Origin of the sequence: Sphingomonas pokkalii (genome assembly GCF_003096275.1) — a bacterium.
Classification (GTDB): domain Bacteria; phylum Pseudomonadota; class Alphaproteobacteria; order Sphingomonadales; family Sphingomonadaceae; genus Sphingomonas; species Sphingomonas pokkalii.
This window is the reverse complement of the sequence record NZ_QENQ01000001.1, coordinates 3,198,605-3,222,181: the sequence shown is the minus strand read 5'-3', so window position 1 is coordinate 3,222,181 and position 23,577 is coordinate 3,198,605. Positions and strand designations below refer to the sequence as shown.

General features: G+C 65.2%; 20 protein-coding genes. 12 read left to right on the top strand and 8 right to left on the bottom strand.

The features are described from left to right. Window positions 1-48: 48 nt before the first annotated feature. A complete protein-coding gene (locus DD559_RS14780; protein ID WP_116469863.1) occupies window positions 49-2,511 on the top strand; it encodes a PhoX family protein in 2,463 nt (820 codons plus the stop codon). A 59-nt stretch (window positions 2,512-2,570) separates the two neighbouring features. Here DD559_RS14780 and DD559_RS14775 read toward each other — a convergent pair whose 3' ends face one another. The 4 genes from DD559_RS14775 to DD559_RS14760 form a co-directional block, all read right to left on the bottom strand. Further along, complete coding sequence (locus DD559_RS14775; protein WP_116469862.1) at window positions 2,571-3,329, bottom strand: MerR family transcriptional regulator; 759 nt, start codon at window positions 3,327-3,329, stop codon at window positions 2,571-2,573. Between the two features lie 216 nt (window positions 3,330-3,545). Continuing rightward, entirely contained in the window at window positions 3,546-3,914 is a 369-nt protein-coding gene (locus DD559_RS14770; RefSeq protein ID WP_116470931.1) for a hypothetical protein, read from the bottom strand. 108 nt (window positions 3,915-4,022) lie between these two features. Next, the gene (locus DD559_RS14765) at window positions 4,023-5,276 is read right to left on the bottom strand and encodes an amidohydrolase family protein (RefSeq protein ID WP_438270422.1); all 1,254 of its coding nucleotides are present in this window, start codon (window positions 5,274-5,276) and stop codon (window positions 4,023-4,025) included. A 53-nt stretch (window positions 5,277-5,329) separates the two neighbouring features. Continuing rightward, window positions 5,330-6,748: an amidohydrolase gene (locus DD559_RS14760; protein WP_116469860.1), complete on the bottom strand. Its 1,419-nt coding sequence runs from the start codon at window positions 6,746-6,748 to the stop codon at window positions 5,330-5,332. A gap of 249 nt (window positions 6,749-6,997) precedes the next feature. On the opposite strand from DD559_RS14760, the gene DD559_RS14755 reads away from it, so the two are divergent. Together DD559_RS14755 and DD559_RS14750 are read left to right on the top strand one after the other, a co-directional pair. Then, window positions 6,998-9,694, top strand: a complete 2,697-nt coding sequence (locus tag DD559_RS14755; RefSeq protein WP_116469859.1) for a PAS domain S-box protein — start codon at window positions 6,998-7,000, stop codon at window positions 9,692-9,694. After that, a complete protein-coding gene (locus DD559_RS14750) occupies window positions 9,694-10,308 on the top strand; it encodes a response regulator transcription factor (RefSeq protein ID WP_116469858.1) in 615 nt (204 codons plus the stop codon). The genes DD559_RS14755 and DD559_RS14750 overlap by 1 nt, the downstream gene beginning before the upstream one ends. 62 nt (window positions 10,309-10,370) lie before the next feature. Here DD559_RS14750 and DD559_RS14745 read toward each other — a convergent pair whose 3' ends face one another. From DD559_RS14745 to DD559_RS20480, 3 genes are all read right to left on the bottom strand, one after another. Continuing rightward, window positions 10,371-10,739, bottom strand: coding sequence for a hypothetical protein (locus DD559_RS14745; protein ID WP_240610276.1), 369 nt, complete (start codon window positions 10,737-10,739; stop codon window positions 10,371-10,373). 89 nt (window positions 10,740-10,828) lie between these two features. Beyond that, on the bottom strand, window positions 10,829-12,214 hold the full coding sequence (locus DD559_RS14740) for an alginate export family protein (protein WP_165831104.1): 1,386 nt from the start codon (window positions 12,212-12,214) through the stop codon (window positions 10,829-10,831). 163 nt (window positions 12,215-12,377) lie between these two features. After that, on the bottom strand, window positions 12,378-12,572 hold the full coding sequence (locus DD559_RS20480; RefSeq protein ID WP_438270427.1) for a hypothetical protein: 195 nt from the start codon (window positions 12,570-12,572) through the stop codon (window positions 12,378-12,380). On the opposite strand from DD559_RS20480, the gene DD559_RS14735 reads away from it, so the two are divergent. Next, window positions 12,495-14,291, top strand: a complete 1,797-nt coding sequence (locus DD559_RS14735) for a methyl-accepting chemotaxis protein (protein WP_438270421.1) — start codon at window positions 12,495-12,497, stop codon at window positions 14,289-14,291. The genes DD559_RS20480 and DD559_RS14735 overlap by 78 nt on opposite strands. A gap of 85 nt (window positions 14,292-14,376) precedes the next feature. On the opposite strand, the gene flaF is transcribed toward DD559_RS14735, so the two are convergent. Continuing rightward, window positions 14,377-14,742 carry a flagellar biosynthesis regulator FlaF gene (gene flaF, locus DD559_RS14730; RefSeq protein WP_116469855.1) on the bottom strand — a complete coding sequence of 122 codons (366 nt, stop codon included), beginning with the start codon at window positions 14,740-14,742 and terminating at the stop codon, window positions 14,377-14,379. An 84-nt stretch (window positions 14,743-14,826) separates the two neighbouring features. Here flaF and DD559_RS14725 point away from each other — a divergent pair, with 84 nt between their 5' ends. The 8 genes from DD559_RS14725 to DD559_RS14690 all read left to right on the top strand — a co-directional run bounded on the left by DD559_RS14725 (window position 14,827) and on the right by DD559_RS14690 (window position 23,577). Then, window positions 14,827-17,274, top strand: coding sequence for an HAD family hydrolase (locus DD559_RS14725; RefSeq protein WP_240610275.1), 2,448 nt, complete (start codon window positions 14,827-14,829; stop codon window positions 17,272-17,274). 91 nt (window positions 17,275-17,365) lie between these two features. Continuing rightward, window positions 17,366-18,250 carry a flagellar motor stator protein MotA gene (gene motA, locus DD559_RS14720; RefSeq protein ID WP_116469854.1) on the top strand — a complete coding sequence of 295 codons (885 nt, stop codon included), beginning with the start codon at window positions 17,366-17,368 and terminating at the stop codon, window positions 18,248-18,250. Further along, window positions 18,225-18,545: an STAS domain-containing protein gene (locus tag DD559_RS14715; protein WP_116469853.1), complete on the top strand. Its 321-nt coding sequence runs from the start codon at window positions 18,225-18,227 to the stop codon at window positions 18,543-18,545. Before motA ends, DD559_RS14715 begins: the two co-directional genes overlap by 26 nt. After that, complete coding sequence (locus DD559_RS14710) at window positions 18,542-18,907, top strand: response regulator (protein ID WP_019367848.1); 366 nt, start codon at window positions 18,542-18,544, stop codon at window positions 18,905-18,907. The genes DD559_RS14715 and DD559_RS14710 overlap by 4 nt, the downstream gene beginning before the upstream one ends. Further along, window positions 18,904-21,156, top strand: a complete 2,253-nt coding sequence (locus DD559_RS14705; protein ID WP_116469852.1) for a chemotaxis protein CheA — start codon at window positions 18,904-18,906, stop codon at window positions 21,154-21,156. Before DD559_RS14710 ends, DD559_RS14705 begins: the two co-directional genes overlap by 4 nt. Next, complete coding sequence (locus tag DD559_RS14700; protein WP_116469851.1) at window positions 21,153-21,650, top strand: chemotaxis protein CheW; 498 nt, start codon at window positions 21,153-21,155, stop codon at window positions 21,648-21,650. The genes DD559_RS14705 and DD559_RS14700 overlap by 4 nt, the downstream gene beginning before the upstream one ends. Next, window positions 21,647-22,534: a CheR family methyltransferase gene (locus tag DD559_RS14695; protein ID WP_116469850.1), complete on the top strand. Its 888-nt coding sequence runs from the start codon at window positions 21,647-21,649 to the stop codon at window positions 22,532-22,534. The genes DD559_RS14700 and DD559_RS14695 overlap by 4 nt, the downstream gene beginning before the upstream one ends. Continuing rightward, the gene (locus DD559_RS14690) at window positions 22,531-23,577 is read left to right on the top strand and encodes a protein-glutamate methylesterase/protein-glutamine glutaminase (RefSeq protein WP_116469849.1); all 1,047 of its coding nucleotides are present in this window, start codon (window positions 22,531-22,533) and stop codon (window positions 23,575-23,577) included. Before DD559_RS14695 ends, DD559_RS14690 begins: the two co-directional genes overlap by 4 nt.

Below are 23,577 nucleotides of genomic sequence, written 5' to 3'. Positions count from 1 at the left end.
GACGAAGCGTACGCCCGGCCCATGCACCGGACACAACAGGGGGAATCGATGACGGACGTGACCGAAACACCGTTCGGATATACCGACGGCGACGTGGATACCAACCACAGCACCGCCACCACGCTGAACGAGCTCGCCGAACAGCGCTATTCGCGCCGCACGCTGCTGCGCGGGTCGAGCGCGATCGTTGCCGCCACCATGGGTGGCTCGCTGGTCGCAGCGTGCGACAATAATGATGTGGGCAGCGACGCGCCGCCGACGGTGGCCGCCGGCACGGCCGTGACCACAGCCTCGGGCCGTATGGTGACGCTGACTGGCACCGCCACCGACGACAAACAGATCGCGACGATCGCCTGGACTCAACCCAGCGGCCCGCTGATCACCCTGTCCAATCCGAACAGCAACACGGTATCCTTCATGGCGCCGGTCGTTTCTGCGGCAACCGATTTCCGCTTCCGCTTCGCCGCGATCGATTCGAAGGGCCAGACCAGCTCGGCCGAGACTATCGTGACGGTCAATCCGCCGGCGCTGGGCTTCACCGCCGTCGCCAAGAACAAGCTGGACGTCGTGACCGTGCCGGCCGGCTACACCGTAAGTGTGATCAACCGCACCGGCGATCCGATCGCGGCCGGCGTTGCGGCGTACAAGAACGATGGCACCGACACCAATTTCGCCCAGCGCATCGGCGATCATGGCGATGCGCTCTACTGGTACGGCCTCAGTGCCACCGGCACGCCCGATGCCACCAGCTCGACGCGCGGCCTGCTCGTGCAGAACCATGAAAACATCAATGACCAGTATCTGCACGTCGCCGGCCCGACCACCGTCAACGGCGCGCGCCCCGAATCGGAAGCGCAGAAGGAAATCGACTGCCACGGCGTTTCGGTCACCGAAGTCGCCGAAGGTGCGAACCGCGCCTGGAGCGTGAAGCAGGATTCGAGCTTCAATCGCCGCATCACCCCGGCCACGCCGATGGCGTTCAACGGTCCGGCCAAGGGATCGAATCTGCTCAAGACCGCCTTCTCGCCCACCGGCGTCGCGGGCCGCGGCACGATCAACAACTGCGCCAACGGCACCACGCCTTGGGGCACGGCGCTGACCTGCGAAGAGAATTGGGCAGGCTATTTCCGCCGCAGCGGCGACAATGCCAATCGTTCGGCCAAGGAACTCACCGCGCTCAGCCGCTATGGCGTGTCGAGCAGTACCGGCAGCTATGGCTGGTCCACCGTGGTTGCGGCGGACAGCGCCAACACGCTGTTCCGCCGGTGGGACGCCCGCGCCGGCACCGGAGCGGCGACCAGCGACTTCCGCAACGAACCGAACCAGTTCGGCTGGGTCGTCGAAATCGATCCCTATGCGCCGGCATCCACCCCGCGCAAGCGGACCGCGCTGGGCCGCATGGGCCATGAAGGCTGCTGGCCGGGTGCCTTCGTCGTCGGCAAGAAGCCGGCCTGGTACATGGGCGACGATTCCCGCCGCGAATATATCTACAAGTTCGTCTCGGCGACGGCCTGGGTCGCCGCCGACGCCAACCCCACCGATCGCCTCGCGATCGGCGACAAGTATATGGACAGCGGCACGCTCTACGTCGCCCGGTTCGCCGCCGACGGCACCGGCACCTGGTTGCCGCTGGTCTATGGCCAGAACGGGCTGGACGGCAGCAACGCCGCCTATCCCTTCGCCGATCAGGCCGATGTGCTGGTGAATGCCCGGCTCGCCGCCGACAAGCTGGGCGCGACGCCGATGGATCGCCCGGAGTGGACGGCGGTGAACCCGGTAACCGGCGAAATCTATGTCACCCTGACCAACAACAATGCCGCCGGCCGGCCGCTGAACGGCACCGACCCCGCCAATCCCCGCCACTATAACGATCCCAAGGGCGGCACGGCACAATATGGCAACCCCAACGGCCATATCATCCGCATGAAGGAAGCCGATACCGAAGCGACCAGCTTCACCTGGGATATCTACGGCTTCGGCGCGGGCGCGGATCTGGACAAGACCAACATCAACCTTTCGTCGCTCGACGACAGCAACGATTTCTCCAGCCCCGATGGGCTGGTGTTCGCCCGCGCAACCCATGCCGGTGGCCAAGCGAAGCCGATGCTGTGGCTGCAGACCGACGACGGTGCCTATACCGACGTCACCAACTGCATGATGCTGGCAGCCCAGCCGGGCACGGTGGGCGATGGCGGCGCGCGCACCATCACCAACACCGGATCGGGCGGCGCGACGGCCACCCAGGCGACCCGCATCGGCGCGGCGCCCGGCGCAAATCTGCGCCGTTTCCTGGTCGGCCCGGTCGAGTGCGAGATCACCGGCGTGGATTCGACGCCGGACGGCCGCACCCTGTTTGTCGGCATCCAGCATCCGGGCGAAGGCGGCACGCCGGCGGCGCCGACCAGCAACTGGCCGGACAGCCAGGCTGGCGGCACCGTCGCCAAGACGATCCGTCCGCGCTCGGCGGTGGTGGTCATCACCAAGAATGATGGCGGCGTCGTCGGCCTCTGAGCCGGAATAGCGGCGGCAGGATCGGGGGAGGAGGCCGATGGCGGCCCCCTCCCCCTTTCTCATGCGGCGGCCGCGCGCCCTGCCGCCTGGATGAACTGGAACACCTCGGCCTCGAAGCCAGGATCGGCCTGGCCCTGCCAACTGCCCATGTCTTCATACATCCGCTGCACGCCCGCCTGCATCGCCGGCGTGGCCACCGCGTTGAATGGCGCGAGCAGCGTACGCCATTCGGCGAGGAATGCCCGAGCCGCCGCACTCGAAGGATCAAGCGGCAATGCGGCCTTGATCCGGGCGCCCAGTTCCTTCCAGCGCGCCGCATAGGCTTGCTGGTCGAAATCACCGGGCATCTTCGCCTGCGAGGCGGCGAAATCGCGTACCGCTTCCTCCGTCAGGTAACGGGCGGAAAGCGCCTCCCATTGCGCCTGGTTGCTCATCGTTCGTTCTCCTTGTTCGATCAGCGAGCAGAAGGTCGCGACGTCGAGGGGCTCGCTGCGCTCGACGCGGGACTTGGCTTCGAGGAGCAGCGCACGCGATCGGGCGATCGCATTGGCCTGGACCTCCAAATGGGTGAGTTGCGTATCGATCAGTGCCGCAAGATCGAGCGCGCGGCGGGACAGCAGGCGCTGCACCTGCGCGAGCGTCAGGCCCGCGCGCTTGAGCGCAAGGATCTGGTGCAGGCGCGCCAGTTCCCCCGGCCCGTAATGGCGGCGACCGGCAGCGGTGCGCAGCGGCGTGAGCAGCCCCCGCGCCTCATAGAAGCGCAGGGCGCGGGCGCTGATCCCCGTCCGGCGGGCTACCTCGGCAATATCGAGAATCAACCAGGCACCGCTTATGCCGCTTGACGCTGCGTCAACCGCAAGCCCCCAATGCGGCGCGCTCGCGCCGCTCCGCTTGCTTCATCATCCCGAAGGCGTCCCCGACCATTACATCAACAGGTGATGATTCAATGGTCGGGGCGCGATCCGGTCAAGGCCGGGCTTGGCCCGGAAACCGTTCGAACTTCGGTACCGCAAGAGCGGCGGGGAGAGCTTCGCTCAGCGATCGGTGCGGCTGACGATCTTGGCGATGCCGTCGGGCGTGATAATGACCATGTGCGCGTCGCCGCCCTTGCAGTTGGCGCGCCACAGCGGCAGGCCATCCTGATCTGGCAAGCGCTGCGAGCTGTCGACATGGTCACACTTCAGCCCGGCATCCATGATCGCGCGGATGAACACCGCGTTGCGCTGGGCATCGGTCATCGCGATCACCTGCGCGGCGACATTGTCGCCCGCCGCACCATTCCCCACCACGGCATTGCTTTCCGCTGCCGTGTTCACCGCCGCATTGCCGGTCGCCTCGCTGCCGGACTGGCACCCCGCCAGCGCCAGCGCTGCCAAGGCGGGAAGAAGGATCCACTTGGTCATGGCTGCATTCTCCAGAAATCCCGGCGCGAAGGCCTGCCGCGCCGGGGATAGTCCATCATTCGCCCAAAGCATTTGCGATCGTGAAGGTTCCGTATCGAATCGGTGGAATCACCGCTGATAGGCCTTGGGCAACGCGCCTTCCGTCGGCGTCCAATAGCGGTCGCGCAGGCGCGTCTGGCGGCTGGTGAGCGGTTGTTCGACGCCGTCGACGAACAGCTTCACCGGCAGGCTGCCGATTTCGAGCGGATCGCCGTCCCACACCACCACGTCGCCGACCCGGCCGGGCCGCAGCGAGCCGAACGATTCGCCCATGCCCAAGGCTTCGGCCGGCTTTGAGCTGATCGCCGCAAAGGCCGCATTCCAATCGAGCCCCGTCGCCCCCGGCACGCGGGTGAGCGCAACAAGATTGCCGGCATATTGCTTTTCCAGCCGCGCCTGGCGGGCTTCGTCGTCGTTGATCGTGCCGATGCCCACCAGCACCCCCGCCGCCTGCATCCGCCCGACATTGGACTGGGTGGCGGCAAGCTGTTCGAAACTCACCGGCAGATCGGTCAGGGCATTGGCGATCACCGGCACGCCGGCGGCGGCGATCTGCTTCGCCACCGTCCAGCCCTCGGTAGCGCCGACCAGCACCAGCTTCAGCGCCGGCGTCTCGCGCTTGATGTCGAGCAGCACCAGAATGTCCGACGCGCGCTCGACATGGACGAGCAGCGGCACCTTGCCCTGCACCACCGGCGTCAGCGCCTCGGCATCGGCACGGGTGAGGAACGAATCCTTGCCGCGCTCGGCGAAGCTCGCCGGATTTCGCGCGAAGTCGCGCAACTGGGCGATGATGTTGCGCAGCATCGCCACCGCCGCGGGGCGGCTGCCGCCCGCCAGCTGGGCACCGCTTTCGCCATATTCCATGAACTGGAAGGCGCGGGGGCGGGAAACCGGGTGCAGGTCGCTGCGCAGATCGATCACGGCGCCCTGGCCGGCGAAGATCGATCCCTTGCTCGCTTCCGGGGCGACGACGGCCCGGGTGATGCCCTCGGCACGGTTGATCGGGATCGGGGTCGACCGCGGATTCACCGCGGGGGCAACGTCGAGCGCGGCGTTGAACAGCGCATTGCCTGCCGAGGCATCGTTGGTCGGGCCGACGGCATCGACCTCGACAATGCCCATCCGGGTGAAGCCAGCGAAGATGCCGGGGGTGACATAGCGTCCACCGGCATCGACCACCTGCATCCCGGCAGGCACCGCCACGCCGCGACCAGCCGCCGCCACCTTGCCGCCGCGAACCACCACGGTGCCACCCTCCACGGGCGCAGATCCATCGCCGATCACGAGCTTGGCGTTGGTGATCGCGACATCCTGCGCCATTGCAGGCGCCGCCAGTGCGGCACAGGCCGCAGCGGCGAGAAGAAGGGTCTTCCTCACTTCACATCCCCCTCGCCCGGCTGGCCGAGCTCGAAATCGGAAACCGGACGCCGCTTGGGATCCTTCGCGTCGTACAGCAGCGCGCCGTCCACCCACACCATGTCCGGCCGGGTATAGACGCTGAACGGATTGCCGTTCCACAGCACCACGTCCGCCATCTTGCCGGGCTTCAGGCTGCCGGTCTTGTCGGCAATGCCCAGCGCCATCGCGGGATTATAGGAGAGCCACTTCCACGCTTTCTCCTCCGAGATGTCGAAGCCGCTGCGGAGCGCCGAGGCACGCGCCTTGGCGACTTCCTGATTCAGCCGCTGGATGCCGTTCGCATCGTCCGAATGGATCATCGCGCAGGCGCCTTCCTTCTCGAGGATCGCCAGGTTTTCCGGCACGGCATCATAGGATTCCATCTTGAAGCCATACCAATCGGCCCAGACGGCGGCGCAGGTGTCGTTCGCCTTCAGCAGGTCTGCGATCTTATAGGCTTCCACAGCGTGGTGAAATGCCGAGACGCGGTAGCCGAACTCCTTGGCCATATCCATCACGATGGCCATCTCGTCGGCGCGGTAGCAGTGGTTCTGCACCCGGATCTCGCCTTCAATCACGCCGCGCAGCGTATCCATGGCAATGTCGCGCGCGGGCGGTTCGCCGCCATCCTTCTCATATTTGTCCCAGCGGCGCTTATATTCGACCGCCCTCGCCCAGGTCTGGCGATCGACGGCGACATTGCCCATCCGGGTGGAAGGCTGACGGCCGCGGCTGCCATAGACGCGCTTGGGGTTTTCGCCGCACGCCATCTTCAGGCCATAGGGCGCACCGGGGAACTTCATGCCCTGCATGGTACGGGCATAGACGTTCTTCAGCACCACCGAGCGGCCGCCGAACAGATTGGCCGATCCCGGCAGGATCTGCAGCGTCGTAACCCCGCCATTCGCGAGCGCGCGGCCGAAACCCGGATCCTGCGGCCAGACGCTATGTTCGGCCCAGACATCGGCGGTGACCGGCCCGGTCGCCTCGTTGCCGTCGGACAGTGCGTCGACACCCGGCGACGGATAATCGCCCAGATGGCTGTGGATATCGATCACGCCCGGCGTCAGATACTTGCCCTGCCCGTCGATCACCGTCACGCCGGCTTCCGCCGTCAGGCTCTGCCCGATCGCGGCGATCTTGCCATCGCGGAACAGCACCGCGCCGCGATCGATCCGCCCGCCCTCGCCATCGAAGATGGTGACGTTGGTGACGAGGGTCGGCACGCCTGGATAGGCGCGATAGGTGGAGGGAAAGGGATCGTGGCTATAGCCCTTGCCGATACCAGGGCCCTTCGACTGCCCGCCCGCCTGTTCCGGCGCGGATTTGGCGGCGCCGGAGGGGCGGCTGCCATCCCCTGCGCAGCCGATCAGGGCGGCACATGCGGCCACCATCGCCACGGTTCTGATCAAGCGCTACTCCTCGCAATGTTCTGATTTACCCCAGCGACGATTGATCGCCGCAGACGCAGGCTTTGGCAAGCGCGCCCGACGAGAACCGAGATAAAATCCCGCAAAACTGCGCTTTTCGTATCGCTCCCTATGGCTTTTTGCTTGGAAGTAACGGATGCTGGTGCACTCGTAGCCTCGGCTTCGACCTGTGCAGGGGCAGGTGGTTTGCGCGTCGATAAAGAATTACATCCGATGGGCGACCGCTCATCGAGCCGAAGCAGAACTGCGGCCAAGGGGCTGGCCCTGTTCGCGATGCTGTGCAGTGCAGTCGCGCTCGCCGGCTGGACGCTCGACATACCGCTCCTCTATCGCTTCCTGCCGCGCGCCTATCCGATCTGGCCACTCACCGCGCTCGGCTACGGGTTGCTGGGTGCGGGCATTCTGGCGGACAGCGCCGATCGCGTTCGCCTTTCCCGCTATCTGCTCGCCATACCCATGCTGATCGCGATCGGCACCGGGCTCCAGCCGCTGATCAACGACAGCCTCAGCTTCAATTTCGGCTTGCACCGCACCGCCGCCGGAATCCACGAGGGCGGACTGCATATCCATCCCGGCCGGCCGGGGGTGAACGCCATCGTCGTGTTCCTGATGCTTCCCCTCGCCCTGCTCGCGCGGCGCAGCGCCTGGAGGATGTTGCGGGACGTATCCCCGCTCATCGCGATGGCACCGCTGGCGCTGGCGGTGGCATCCGCGACGATGCTGCTGATTTCCGGCGACCCGCCGAAGCTGAATGCCGGGCTGCGCGCGTCCATCCCGGGCACCTTGATGTCGCTTTCACTGACGGCCGCCGTGCTGTTCGGCCGCGCCAGCAGCCCCGCCCGCCTTGGGCGGGTGGAGCGTTCCGATCCGATGCGCATCCAGGCGGTGGTGGCGGCGGCGATCATCCTGCCCGCCCTGCCCGCGATGATCGAACTCGCGGTGGAGCGCGGCCCCGCCAGCGGCGGTTCCACGTTCGGGCAGATCGTGCTGGTGCTGTTCAACCTGATCGCGATCGGTCTGGTCTCCTTCTGGGCAGTTCGCCGGGTCGGGCGGGAGCAGGCCGCCCGCGCCGAGCTGTCGATGGCGCTGGACAGCGCCATCGTCATTATCAGCGATCCGACGGGCGCGATCCTGCACTGGTCGCAGGGATGTGAGCAGCTCTATGGCTGGTCCGAGCGGGAAGTGCTGGGCCAGAACAAATATATGCTCCTGCGTGCGCAGTGCCCCGATTGGCAGACCAGCTATTCGCTGCCCGATGCCGACGGCGCCCAGGAACTGATCGAACGGCGCAAGGACGGAAGCGAGATCCATGTGATCGAGCGGCTCCAGCATCTGGGGGAATCGCCGCGCCCCTATGTGGTGGTGCACAACATCATCGACATCTCCGAACGCGTTTCGGCCTTGCGGGCGCTGCGGGCGAGCGAGGAACGCCTGGCCCAGGCCACTGCCGCGCACGAGCTGGGCATCTTCGATTTCGATCTGGCCAGCGGCCGGATCGAATGGTCGCCGGGGACGGAGCAGCGCCTGGGATTGGCGCCGGGCGCGCTTTCCAGCCTGGAAGCCTGGCGGGAACATGTGCTGCCGGAAGATGTGGATGACCTGCGCGAAACCGTCCTGCGCGCAATTCCGGAGCGGGCCGAGCGCTTTTCTTTCCGCTACCGGCTGGTGAAGGGCGGCGCCGCCGGGCGCACGCTCGAAGGCTCTGCCCGCTGCTTCTACGATAATGACGGCGCGCTCGCACGGGTCGTCGGCGCGGTTCTCGACATCACCGAGCGGGACGAACGCGAAGTTGCGCTGCGACGGCGCGAGGCGCAGTTGCGCACCGTTCTGGAAACCGTGCCCGACGCGATGATCGTCCTCAACGCACAGGGCACCATCCTCCAGTTCAGCACCGCCGCCGAAACGCTGTGGGGCTATCGCGCCAGCGAGGTGGTGGGACGCAACTTCTCCATGTTGATCCCGGAGGACGAGCAGGAACCGGACGAAACGGTGTTCCGCCGCTTCATCGAAACCGGCCAGGGACTCGTCGGTGAAGTGCTGGTCGGCACGGCGGAAACCGCGGACGGCCGGCGCTTCCCTGCCGAACTGCGTGCTGGTGCGGCGAAGAGCGACGACGACATGCTCATCACCGTCTTCATCCGCGACCTTACCGAGCGGGTCGCCGCGGACCAGCGGCTGAGCGAACTGAACAACGAGATCGCCCATGTCTCCCGCCAGAGCGCGATGAGCGAAATGGCCGCCGATCTGGCGCACGAGCTTAACCAGCCGCTCAGCGCGACGGGCAACTTCCTTGCCGCTGCCCGGATGCTGATCGAACGCGGCGAATCCGGCGAGCGCGTGACCGACCTGCTGCGCATGGGATCGGAACAGACGCAGCGCGCCGGCGAGATCATCCGCCGCCTGCGCGCCTTCGTCGCGCGCGGCGAAGTGGAAATGCGCGTCGAATCGGTGGAGCGCACCATCCGCGACGCGGTGGAGCTGGTGCTGGTCGGCACCGGCCATTTCAACCTGCGCGTCAATCTGCAGCTTGATCCGGCCGCACGCTTCGTGCTGGCCGATCGCATCCAAGTGCAGCAGGTTCTGGTTAACCTTTTGCGCAATGCCGTGCAGGCACTGAAAATGGTCGCACCAGATGATCGCCAGATAACAATCACTTCCGAGTCACTACCGGATCAATTGATCGCAATTACGGTTACCGATAGCGGCCCGGGCATCCCGCCGCATATATTGGAAAGCATGTTTTCGCGCTTCAGCACGACGAAGGGGGGAGCGGCAGGAATGGGTATTGGACTTTCGATCAGCAAGCGTATCATTGAAGGCCATGGCGGGGTACTCAGCGCGGGAAATGCTCCGGGAGGGGGAGCATCGTTCCGCTTCACCCTGCCAGCCGTGGAAGAAGGTGAAGAATAATGACCCGAACCATCTACATCGTCGATGATGACGATGCCGTCCGCGCTTCGCTGCACAGCTTGCTTTCCGTCCGACCCGATCTGATCGTGCGCGGCTATCGTTCGGGCGATGCGTTTCTGGAGCAGGAGCCGGAACTCGATTCCGGCGTGGTACTGCTCGATTTCCACATGCCGGGATCCAGCGGGCTGGACGTCCTGCTCAAGCTGGATCGCTCGCCCAAATTCGTCGCGATCGTGCTCACCGGTCAGGGCAATGTCGGCCTTGCGGTGCAGGCGATGAAGGCCGGCGCGCTCGATTTCATCGAGAAGCCCTATGAAGCCGAATTCCTGCTGAAAGTGATCGACCAGGCGTTCTCGCGGCTGGAAGAGGATAGCGAGGCAGCCGCCCGCCTTGCCGGGGCAGAGGCCAAGATCGCGAAACTCTCCCCGCGCGAGACGGACGTGCTGAAGGGGCTCATCGAAGGAAGATCCAACAAGATCATCGCCTATGAGCTCGATATCAGCCCTCGCACGGTCGAAATCTACCGCGCCAACCTGATGGAAAAGCTGGAAGTCCGCAGCCTTTCGGAAGCGCTGCGGATCGCCTTCGCCGCGGGCCTGTTCCCGAAAAGCTGACGCTGCCGCCTGCCCAACGGATCGCAAGGGTGACGCAGCCGCGTGACCTTTGCGATCTTCCTCTAGGCGCTTCGCTGCGTTTCCGACAGGTCGAGCAATGCCGTGATCGACGCGACGGGATCTTCCGTGCGCACATGGTGGACATGCGGCGCGCTCGTCCCCTCCGGCTCGGCGCCGATCAACACCAACCTGCACCAGGCCCTGTCCGCAGCCAGCGCGGCGATGCCGCCCGGATGGCGCGCTGCTGCCGCCGCATCGGCCACCAGTGTCGGCGACTGGGCCGTCAGCCGCCCGACCCGCACCGGATCGACGCTTTCCATGCTGACCACATCGGCACCGGATAGCGCGAGTCGCGCAGCAAGCATGCTGCGCAGCCCGGCTTCATCTATCATCAGAATCACCAGCATGTTCGCGAAAACCAAGCCGAACATCTCGCCACCGTACTGTCCTTACCCTGGAAATCTGCCTAGCCATCGGCGGTCGCCACGGCATGAGATAGCATAACAAGAAGCGGACAGCCTCAGAAATTGAATACGATATCTGCGTACCCATAGCGGGCATCGCCATGATGCGCCGCATTCGGCGCCTGGTTCAGAAATGTGCCCTTGGCGAGATAGGCGGCGCCCATTTCCAGCCGCAGCTTCTTTGCGATGAGCGTTCGGCGCAGGCGCAGCTCGAATTCCGTGCCCGCATGGCGGCCGACGGAGCCGGTACGGTCGCGGACGGCGGTGAAGGCGAAGGTGTCGGTCCGCTCGGCCAGCCACAGGTCGCGCGCCGATAGCATCACGTCGAACCGCTTCGACGGCTTGGCTTCGATACGAGCGCCAGGCGAAACCAGGTTGGCCAACCCCACCGGCCCGAACAAAGAGACGGGGCCGTAATCCGCCCGTCGCGCACCGAACAGCGAATCGAACCGACCATAGGCCGCATTCGGCCCGTCGCCGCTTGCATAGTCGAACATCGCGGAGACGCGCGGCGACCATCCGAGCGGGAGTGTATAGCCCATTTCCGCATGGACGAAGCCCGCACGAACCGTAAGGTCGGTGCGGTCGCCGATGGCGGTGGTGGCACGCGCGCGACCATGCTGGATCGCCGCTTCCACTTCGAAATCGATCCTGCCCTTCGCCGCGGCAAGGCTAGAGCGAAGACCGACAGTAACGAGGCGCCGGTCACGTGTCAGAACACCCGGCCGGTCCTTTTCCACCAGGCGATAGACATAGCCGCCCACGCTAAGCCGTTTCGCGAGACTCAACACATTGCCGTCCGCTCCGAAGAAGGCGACATTCGCGCTCACGCGATCCAGTTGCACCTTGTTGTCGAAGATCGCGTCCATCGTATCCGGCAGCGCCGTCATCGGATGGGTCCAGAACAGGGTCAGCTGGTCGCGCGCCTTGGTCTGATAATCGATCCTGGCCCCGAGATAGGAAGGGAAGCTGTTGCCGAAATCGGCACGGGCGACGAGGCGCTGGGCGCCAAACGTCATGGTGAAGCGCCCGGCGGTGGCGGACAGGCTGTCCTTCGCACCGAACACGCCATGTGCCGTGTAGCGGGCATAGGCCTGCAGCGGCTCGATCGTGTTGACGTCGGTCGATTTAACCGACGAATTATGGCCCTCGCCATAGCCGCGCGCATCCAGCAGTTCGCCGCCGACGAGGAACCCGTCCATCTCCACCTGCGCGTTCACCAGCGTGCGGAAGGAAACGAACGCGGTGCGCGAATCTAGCTTGGGCCGGAACTGCCCGTCGATGCCCTCCGTCCGGCCGCGCACGCTGCCACCGATCGTAAAGGTCGGGTGAAGCGCACCAGCCTTGGCCGCTGCCTCCTGGGCGTTGGCGCTGCCGGTACCGGCAAGGATGCATGCGGCAATCGCGTGGCCGATCGCACCGCGCCAGATAATCTTCGTCACGCCAGGCTCCAGTGGAAATCAATTTTTCCCTTATAGGAAGGCGGCGAAAATACCGGACGAGCATCTGCCTCCGGGATTTTCCGGATGCGGCGTTATCCAAAAGTACAGGACAAAATGTGCCAAGAAGCATCACTTCGTCTATTTTAGATCTAATGCTGGGTCGTCAGCATAAGCCCTTTGAACGAACGAAGGCATTGGATTGGAATGCGGAATGCTTGATTTCATTGATAATTGGCCATTGGCGAAGAAACTCCTGGTCGCATTCGGATTTCTCACGCTTCTGCTCACCGGCCTTGCCGTCAATGGCTGGATCTCGAACCGCAGCCTTACCAATGTCGCGCGACAGCATGTAGAACATAGCGTCGCCGGGATATCGAAAATCTCAGACATCATCAGTGATGTCAAAGAGATGCGAATTATTGTTTACAGCTATTACAATGCTGTAACGGCGGAGGATCGCACCAAGCTCGTGAAGCGGATGGCCGATGCCTCCGAACAGCTGGATACGCATGTGAAGGCCTTTGGCAGCGCGGTCGGGGCCTCGATGGCAGGCGATGTCGCCCGGATGGCGCAGATCAAGGACCGGCTGGACGATGTGAACGGCAGGACTTTCGCAGCCGTCAACGCCGGCGACGGTTCGGCGATCAAACTCATCAAGGGCGAAGGCAAGGAACGCTCGCACGACGCGATCGACCAGGCGCAGGCGATGCTCGAAAAGGTACGCAACAGCGCCAAGGATGCGAATGCCTCCGGTCAGGCGATGTCGTGGCTGGCGCTGTGTATGACGATCGGCGTCTCCATGCTCACCCTGATCGGCCTGGTGGCGGTTTGGCTGATGATCAACCGTACCGTCGCGCGGCCGATGGCGCAGCTTGCCGGGATAACCAAGACGCTTGCCGAAGGCGGCAATGCGGTGGTGCCCAGCATCGCGCGCGGGGATGAACTGGGAGAGATCGCGCGTGCAGTGGAGCAGTTTCGTAGCGCCGCGATAGCCCGGAGTGAAATCGATGCCCGTGCCGCCGCCGAGCAGCGCCTGGTGACCGATGCGCTGCGGGATAGCCTGACGCGCGTGATGCAGGGCGATCTCACCGCCGATGTGACGGCCGATTTCCCACCCGCCTACGCCGAGCTGAAGACCAACCTCAACGCCGCGTTAGCCGGCCTGCGCGACATGATCGGGTCGGTGCTGGAATCGACCGCCAGCATCCGCACGGGCTCGGACGAGATCGCCAGCGCCTCGGAGGACCTGGCCCGTCGTACCGAAACCAACGCCGCGAGCCTGGAAGAAACCGCCGCTGCGGTAACCCAGATGGACCAGCGTCTGCGCACCACCGCCACGGCCGCCAACGGCACCGTCCAGCGGGCGGATCACGCGATCGGCGTCGTCTCGTCGGGACGCAAGACGGCGGACGAAGCGGTACAGGCGATGACCCGCGTGGCGGACAACGCCAAGGGCATCGACAGCGTGATCGAGGGCCTCGACAAGATCGCCTTCCAGACGCGCGTTCTTGCGATGAACGCCGCGGTGGAGGCCGGCCGTGCCGGCGAAGCGGGCCGCGGCTTCGCGGTCGTCGCCGATCTGGTCTCGGCACTGGCGATGCGCGCCGAAGAGGAAGCGGGCCGCGCCCGCAACCAGTTGACCGCGACGCAGGCAGACATCGTCACCGCCGTCGGCATGGTCGAAAAGGTCGACGGCGAGCTCGCCCGCATCACCACCAATGTCAGCGAGGTCCATCAGCTGCTCGGCGGGATCGCCTCCGACAACCAGGCGCAGTCCGCGGCAGTGACACAGATCTCGCAGACGATCGGCGCGATGGATCAATCGACCCAGCAAAATGCCGCCATGGTCGAACAGACCTCGGCCGCAGCGCGCAACCTCACCGCCGAGGTCGCCGCACTTGCTCAGCGGGCCGAGCGCTTCAATATCGGGGCGGGAGCGCCGCAGACATCGCTCCGGCGCTCTATCGCCGCACGTCCGGAGACCGACCGACGCATAGCAGCATCCGGCTATGTCTCCCCCGTGAAGCCGCTGGCGATTGCTGCAGCCGATAGCGGGGATTCCTGGGCGTCGTTCTGATCGCCCGTTTCGCTTGCGCCGCCTCGACCACAAAAAAGCCCCGGACGGCGACGTCCGGGGCTTCCTGTTTCAGCACATGCGGCGATCAGGCGGCGACCGCGCGCTCCTGCCCGGTCAGGCCTTCCATGATCGAACGATTGACGTCGATCAGCGCCAGAATCGGTTCCCGCCCGGCGACGACGTCGCTCGTGAAGCGGTCGACCCACAGGCCCAGCGAGATGATCTTCGCGCGCAGTTCGTCCGGCAGTTTGTTGCCGCGCGTGCCGCAATCGGTGATGAAGACCGACCACATTTCGCGGTTCCGATAGAGCGCAGGCATCAGGAGCGCGCCCTTCAGCCCGGCCTCATGCGCAGCCATCATCTCGCCGGTGATTTCGCGCATCAGCCGCAGTTCCGCGGCGCGTGGCGTCTCGGCCCGGCTGCGGGCCGCCTGATAAGCATTGATGGTCATCGTGGCTCCTTTGCTACTGCCCTATTCTAGGAAGATTTTGCCGGGTTGGGCCTCCGCCTTCCTATAAGATTCTTGCGTCCCACGGTGCGGACGCATCTCCAGGGACAGGCCGTGACCGACTTCATCCTTCCACATGCCCTTCCGGCCGCGCTCGACGGGCGCGAGACGGTGAAACTGCTTTCGCTCGACTGCTTCGACACGCTGCTGTGGCGCGATTGCCATGCGCCGCGCGACCTGTTCGATGCGCTGCCGGAAACCACATCGCTGCAGCGCCAATGGGCGGAAATGCGGGCTCGCACGGCGGAAATGGTGCAGCACGGGCGCAACGAAGTCACGATCGCCGACATCTATCGCCAACTGTTCCCGAACGCCGGACGCGCGGTCATCGAAGCCGCCATCGCTGCCGAGCTCGAGGCGGAGGCACGTCACTGCTTCGCCTTCCAGCCGACCGTGGAGCTGATGCGCGAAGCCAAGCGCCGCGGCATCGGCGTGATCATCGTTTCGGATACCTATCTCGATGCCGAGCAGCTGCGCACGCTGATCTCCCGCGCCGCGGGAAAGGATGTCGCCGCGCTGATCGATCGCATCTTCTGTTCGTCCCGCTATGGCCGCTCCAAGGGCGAAGGGCTGTACCAGGACGTGCTCAAGGCCTTGAAGCGCGCACCGGACACCATCTTGCATATCGGCGACAACGCGGCCGCCGATGTCGGCGGCGTCGCGCCGCTGGGAGTGCAGACGCTCCATCTCCGGCAGTTCCTGCCGGCCACCGAACAGCGCCTGCGCCTGGAATCCGCGGTAAGCGCGATGCTGCAACCGCGGCTGCCCGGCACGATCGCAGCCCAGCAACCACATCGCGCAGCACTCGCCGCGGTCGAACCGCAGATCGAGGATGACGCCGAAGCCCTCGGCTTTTCGGTGCTTGGCCCGGTGCTGCACGCCTTCGAACGCTGGCTGCAACAGGAAGCCGAAACGCTGCAGGCGGAGCGCGGCGGCACCGTGCACTGGCTGTTCATGATGCGTGACGGCCTGCTGCCGATGCGCGTCCATCAGGCCTCCGGCCATGCCGCACCGGGCCATCCGGTGGAAATCAGCCGCTTCACCGCCACCGCCGCGGCGATGACCAGCGAGGCCGCGGTGGAACGCTATCTCCAGTTCGATCTCGGCAACGATCTCGACGCGGCCGCGCGCCAGCTGCTGTTTCCCGCGCCCGAAGCGAAACTATTGCTGCGCAGCCTGCCCAAAGAGGCCGGCAGGATCGGCGCATTCCTGCGCGAGATCCGCAAGCCGACGCGGATGAGGCAGATCCACAAATCCGCCAAGGCCTTCAGCGAACGGCTGGTGGCGCATGTCCGCCGCCTGGTCGATCCCCAGCCGGGCGACACGCTGATGCTGATCGATCTGGGCTATAATGGCTCGGTCCAGAATCAGATCGATCCCCTGCTGACCAAACAGTTCAACGTCCATGTCGCCGGCCGCTATCTGCTGCTGCGGGAACAGTTCTGCAGCGGCTATGACAAGAAGGGTCTGCTCGACGAAAGCAGCCACGATGTCCAGATGCTGGAAACCCTGTCGCAGAACGTGGCGGTGCTGGAGCAGATCTGCACCGCAGCACAGGGATCCGCCGTCGATTACCGGGCGGATGGCAGGACGATATGCCAGACCAACAGCATCAAGGGCCGCCAGAGCCAGACGCGCGAGCGCATTCAGGCCGGTACCGTCCGGTTCGAGCGCGAGCAGGCCGCAATGCGCCTGCGGGGCTCGCCGATCGATGAACTGTCCCTGTGGCGCAGCGCTGCCGCCGCAACGCTCACGCGGCTGATGTATCTGCCGCTGCCGCACGAGCTGACGGTACTCAACGGCTTCGAGCACGACGTCAACATGGGTCTCGGCGATACGGTCGCGCTGTTCGACCCGGAAATCGCACGCCGCGGGCTGCGCCGGCGCGGCCTGTTCTACATGAAGGGTTCGGAACGGATGTACCTGCCCGCCGAACTGATCGGCGAGGGGCTGCCGATCCGGCTGTCGCTGCTTGCGCAGAAGCGCTTCGGCCTGCCGTTCAAGAACGCCGATTTCGTCGACAGCACGATTTCGCTGCCGTTGATCGTTGCCGATGGCACCACCGCCTCCACCGGCGCCGTCACCGCCACGCCGACGCACGACGGCTATTATCTCGCGCCGATCCCGATCGAGGATTGCCGCTTCTCGGTAGGGGTACAGTTCGGGCAGCTGTTCGATTGGGTGCAGGTGGAAAGCGCGGTGTTCATGCCGGTCGAACGATTCCTGAGCCAGAACCAGCGACCGGGGGAAGAAGAACAGGATGCGATGCCCTCGCTGGAGGGCATGGTGCAGACCGCGCCGCACCTGTTCCACTGCGAGAATGAATTCGCCTTCATGATGGTGCCGCCGCCGCCGCGTGCGGACGATCGGCCGATGATGCTGGCGATCACCTTCCGCCCGATCGCCCGTCGGGAAACCCAGGCCGCTGTCGCATCCCCGGCTGCCGCCCCGGTGCACGCGCCGGGCGTGCGATGATTCGTCACTAAGCAATAGTCCCGAAGCACCGCTTGCGCCCCAAACCATCCTATAATTCTGGAAACATCCAGGGAAAGTTTTCGAGCCCGTCATGCTGAACGCCGTAGGCTTCATAATCATTTTGGGTTGCGTGTTCGGCAGCTTCGTCATCTCGGGCGGCAAGTTCGAGATCATTGCCCATGCGCTGCCGCACGAGATGATGGCGATCGCCGGTGCGGCGATCGGTGCCTTCATTGTCGGCAACTCGATGGCGACGGTGAAGAAGGCCGGCGCCGGCCTAGTCCGCGCATTCAAGGGCGGCCGGTGGAAGGCTTCCGACTATACCGATCTGCTGACGCTGATGTTCACCCTGCTGTCGCTGTTCAAGCGTGCGGGGGCCACCGGCATCGAACCGCACCTCGACAAGCCCGAGGAAAGCGACATCTTCAAGCCCTATCCCCGGCTGCTCGCTGATCATCACCTCATCGAATTCACCTGCGATTACCTGCGGATGATGACGGTGAACTTCGAGGATCCGCATCAGCTGGAAGCGGCGATGGAAGCCGATATCGAAAAGCATCACCACGAAGAAACGGGCCCCCAGCATGCGCTGCAGCTGATGGCCGATGGCCTTCCCGCCATCGGCATCGTCGCCGCCGTGCTCGGCGTGATCAAGACGATGGGCTCGATCGACCAGCCCACGGAGATCCTGGGTGCGATGATCGGCGGCGCGCTGGTCGGTACGTTCCTGGGGGTGCTGCTTTCCTACTGCGTGGTGGCCCCGCTCGCCACCAAGCTGCTCGAAACCATCGAGGGGGATTCCAAGCCCTTCTCCATCGTGAAGACCGCGATCGTCGCCTACGCCCAGAACCAGCCGGTGCAGGTGGCCATCGAAATCGCCCGTCGCATGACGCCTTCCGCGTACGCGCCGAGCTTCCAGCAACTCGAAACCGCTCTCGACGAGGCCAAGAATGGACTTTCCCCTGCCACCGCTTGATGCCAGCGCCGACGACGCGCTCGCGCTGCCCGCCCACGGCACGACCGTGACGGCCGCCGATCTCCAGACGCGCCTGCTCCAGGCGATCGATGGCGACGGCCCGGTCGAAGTCGATGCCTCTCAGGTGGAGAGCGTCGGCCAGGCGGTGCTGCAACTTCTGATCGCCGCCCGAACCGAAGCCGAACGGATCGGCAAGTCCTTCACCATCCTCAACCCCAGCACTGCCTTCACCGATCGTGTAAACCGCTGCCAGCTCGCAGCGGCGGTCGGCATTGATACCGGAGACCTCCTGTGACCAAGCTGATCCTTACCGTCGATGATTCCGCGAGCATGCGGATGCTCTTGAAGACCTCGCTGACGTCGCAGGGCTTTCGCATCGAAAGCGCGAATGACGGCCAGCATGGCCTGGAGCGCATGCACGAGGTGAAGCCGGACCTGCTCATCACCGACATCAACATGCCGAAGATGGACGGGTTCGAGCTGATCGAGGCCGTGCGCAAGGTGCCGGAATTCAAGGGCGTTCCGATCCTCGTTCTCTCGACCGAATTCTCGGACGAAAAGAAGACGCGTGCCCGTAACGCCGGCGCGACGGGCTGGATCACCAAGCCTTTCGAAGCCACCAAACTGGGAGCGGCCATCCGCCGCGTTTGCCCGTGAGCGACGAATTCGACGATATCCAGGCAATCTTCTTCGAAGAATGTACTGAAGGCCTCACCACCGCCGAGGAAGGTCTCTCGGCGATGCAGGCAGGCGATGTCTCCGCAGAGACGATCGCCGGCGTGTTCCGTGCGGTGCACTCGATCAAGGGCGGCGCCGGCGCGTTCGGCCATTCGGACCTGACGGCCTTCGCCCACAAGTTCGAAAACGTGCTGGACGAAGTCCGTGCCAACAAGATCGTGCCGACTCCGGGCGTCATCCGCGTGATGCTGAGCTCGTTCGACGTGCTGTCGGACCATGTCGAAGCCGCCAAGGGCAATGCCCCGCGGCCGAACGACGGGGCCGCGCTCAGCGCGCTGGAACAGGTGCTCGCGAACAAGGGCGTGCCCGAAGGCGATGCTCCTGCCGCCGCCGCTCCTGCCGCTGCCGCACCGGCACCGGCCCCTGCCCCTGCGGAGGAAGAGGAAGACGAATTCGGCTTCCGCCCGGTCGGGGTGTCGCTGGAGGATCTCGACTCGCCAGCCGACGAACCGGCCGGTTGGGTCGTGCGCTTCAAGCCGTCGCGGGCGGCGCTCGCCAATGCCGGCGAGCCGCTGCTGACGGTGCGCGAGCTGGAAGGATTGGGCGCGCGCGTCGAATCCGTCGATCTCAGCGGCCTGCCCTCGCTTCGCGACATCGATCCGGAAGACAGCTATGTCACCTGGGTGATCGCCGCGCCGGCCGAGCTGCCGGAGAGCGACCTTTCCGACTGCTTTGATTTCGTCGCGCCGGATTCGGTGATCGAAATCAAGCGCGCAGCCGAAGACGTGCTGCCGGAAGGCGCCACCGAAGCCGAAATGGATGGCGACGAGATCCCGTTCGTGCCGGTCACCGCGACGGTGGACGACTTCATGGATCTGGGTGCCGATCCGGCGCCGGCCCCCGCGCCGGTTGCCGTCGAGGCGCCCGCTGCAGCCCCTGCTCCCGCGCCGGCAGCCGCAGCGGCACCGCCCGCTGGCGGTGGCGGAATGCCGCCGGCAGGTGGCGGTGGTGGCGGCACCGGTGGCGGTGGCCCGGCAAAGCCGGCCAACGAAGCCGCGCAGACGATCCGCGTCGACCTGATCAAGCTCGACCTGCTGCTCAACCTGGTCGGCGAGCTGGTGATCCGCAACTCGATCCTGGCCGACCGGCTTTCGCCGGCCGATCGCCAGCGCGTCGAACTGCCCGAACTGGCACGCCTCACCCGGCAGATCCAGGACAACGTCATGTCGCTGCGCGCCCAGCCGATCCGGCAGGCCTTCAGCCGCGTGCCGCGCATGCTCCGCGATCTTTCGGTCGAGACCGGCAAGCAGATCAACCTCGAGACGACCGGTGAGACGACCGAAGTCGACAAGGGCGTGATCGAGAAGATCGGCGATCCCTTGACCCACATGATCCGCAACGCCGCGGACCATGGCCTGGAAAGCGCCGAGGAGCGGATCGCGGCGGGCAAGGACCCCGCCGGCACGATCAAGCTATCGGCCGAGCAGAAGGGCGCCCGCATCTTCGTGCGCGTCGCGGACAATGGTCGCGGCATCAACCGCGAGCGCGTCCGCGCCAAGGCGGTCGAGAAGGGCATCATCAGTGCCGATGCCCAGCTGACCAACGAGGAGATCGATCAGCTGATCTGCGCGCCGGGCTTCTCCACCGCGGAGAAGATCTCGAACATCTCGGGTCGCGGCGTCGGCATGGACGTGGTGCGTTCGAACGTGGAAGCCCTGGGCGGCCGCGTCGAGATCCACTCGGTACCGGGCGAAGGCACGACCTTCACGATGATCCTCCCGCTCACGCTGGCCATTCTGGACGGCATGATCGTGCGGCTCGCTGGCCAGCGCTTCGTCCTGCCGCTGACGCACGTGCTGGAGACGATCCAGCCCGAGCCCGGCCAGGTGAAGCGCACCTCGCCCGACAACGAAGTGATCGACATGCGCGGCGAATATCTGCCGGTGAAGCGTGCGACCGAGATCTTCGGCCTCAACGACGATCGCAACATCGAAGACTCGCTGGTGGTGATCGTCGAGAGCGAAAGCTCGGGCAAGGTCGGCCTGGTCGTCGACACCATCGATGATCGCCGCGAAGTCGTGATCAAGAGCCTGGATCAGAACCTGCATCCGATCCGTGGCCTGGGTGGCGCGACCATCCTCGGCGACGGCTCGATCGCACTGATCCTCGACATCGAGGCGCTGGTTTCCTCGCCCTCCCGCTATACCCCCAAAGGACTGGCAGCATGAGCACCACCCCTGACACCGCCAATGATCGCAAGATCGTAACCTTCTCGCTGGCAAAGCAGATTTTCGGGATCGACATGAGCGCGCTCATCGAAATCCGCGAATGGGACGAGCCCACCCCGCTCCCCAACGTGCCCAGCTTCGTGAAGGGCGTGACCAACCTGCGCGGCAACGTGATCCCGGTCGTCGGCCTGGCCGAACGGCTGGGCTGGGAACCCAGCGTGCTCCATGCCCGCTCGTGCATCCTGGTCGTCAACATCGCCGGCAAGCAGGCCGGGTTCCTGGTCGATGAAGTCAACGACATCGTCGGCATCAACGTGGGCGAGATCCAGCCGGCACCGGCGGTCGAGACCACGATGGAGGAAAGCGTGATCGCCGGTCTCGTCCGCATCGCCACCCGCGCCAAGGACGGCAGCCGGGACGAGAATGGCAGCATGGTGCTGCTCCTCGATCTCGACGCGCTGAGCCTGACCAAGCACCTGGATCTGGCAGCATGAGCCCCGCCGGGGGCGCCACGACGGCGTCCGCCGGCGCCGGGAACGGGATGGCACCGGGCCAGGTGGCGGAGCTCACGCACCGCGACTTCCAGGCCATCGCCGCGATCATGCACGAGGATGCCCGCATCGCGTTGAGCGAGGCGAAGACGACGCTGGTCCAGTCCCGCCTCGCGCGGCGGCTGCGCAAGTTCGGCCTCACCCGCTTCAGCGACTATGTCGATCTGGTGCATAGCGACGCGGAAGAACGCCATGCGATGGTGGTCGCGCTAACGACCAACCACACGCATTTCTTCCGCGAGCCGCACCACTTCGATCATTTCCGCGAAACGGTGCTGCCGACGCTCAAGCGCAAGCAGGGGCCGATCCGAATCTGGTCGGCAGGATGCTCCTCGGGCGAGGAAGTCTACACGATCGCCATGTGCCTGCTCGGGCCGGACCGCAGTTCGGCATCGTGGCTGCGCCATGCCGACGTGCGGCTGCTCGCCACCGATATCGCCCCGCATGTGGTGGAATCGGTGCAGCGCGGAGTCTATGCCGAGAATGTCGCCTCGGGGGTTCCCGAACCCTATCGCTCCACCTGGATGCGCCCCGCTGCCGGTGGCTTCCAGATGGCGGACGAGGCGCGCCAGCTCGTCACGGCCAAGGTGCTGAACCTGTTCGAACCATGGCCCCTCAAGGCCGCCTATGACGTGATCTTCTGCCGTAACGTGATGATCTATTTCGGGGACCCGGCCAAGGAAGAGCTCGAACATCGTTTCGTCGAGCAACTCGCCCCCGGTGCTTTCCTCTATATTGGACATTCCGAACGACTGATCGGCCCCGCCGCTGCCAAGATGCGATCGTGCGGACACACTATTTACCATAAGCCGGAGTCCAGGGCATGAAACCAGTACGAACGCTCATCGTCGACGACAGCGCATCCATGCGCGCGACGCTGAAGCGGATGCTCTCGGCCGATCCCGATATCGAAGTGGTCGGCATGGCGCCGGAGCCGTTCGCGGCCCGCGACATGATCAAGGCGCTCAACCCCGACGTGCTGACGCTGGACGTCGAAATGCCGGGGATGGACGGCCTGTCGTTCCTCGAGCGCATCATGCGCCTTCGGCCGATGCCGGTGGTGATGTGCTCCACCCTCACCGCCCGTGGTGCGGAAGTGACGATCGAGGCTCTGCGGCTAGGCGCGGTTGATTACGTTACCAAGCCCAGCGGCACGCCCGAGGATATCGAACGCGACGCACATCTGCTGTGCGAAAAGGTGAAGAGCGCCGCCCGCTCGGTGGCACGTGCCGGGCCGCAGCGCCTGCCGGTGCAGCCGAGCGTGGGAGCCCGCGGTGGCGCTGCCGGCCAGCTGATCGCGATCGGATCGTCCACCGGCGGCGTCGAAGCGCTGTTCTCGATGCTGCCGGCACTGCCGGAGGATTGCCCGCCGATCCTGATCGTCCAGCACATGCCGGCAACGTTCACGCGGAGCTTCGCACAGCGTCTGAATGCCGAATGCCGGGTGCAGGTCGTGGAAGCTACCGATGGTGCACAGGTCACCCCGGGAACCGTCTATATTGCTCCTGGAGGCGAGAAGCATATGGAACTTTCTGGTGGGGCTAACGGACGGATCAAGCTGATCCCGGGCGATCCGGTCACCGGTCACCGGCCGTCGGTTGACGTCCTGTTCCACTCGGTAGCAAAGCTCGGATCGGGCGCCGTCGGCGCCATTCTCACCGGGATGGGCAGCGATGGCGCGCAGGGGCTTCTGGCCATGCGCAGCGCCGGTGCCCGTACCCTCGGGCAGAGCAAGGAAACCTGTGTGGTATGGGGCATGCCCCGCGCCGCGAAGGAAATTGGCGCGGTGGAAAAGGAAGTCGGCCTGTCGGCGATGCCGGAGGCGATCCTGAAAGCCTGTCGCGAAACGGTTAAGGTTGGGAGCGCATAA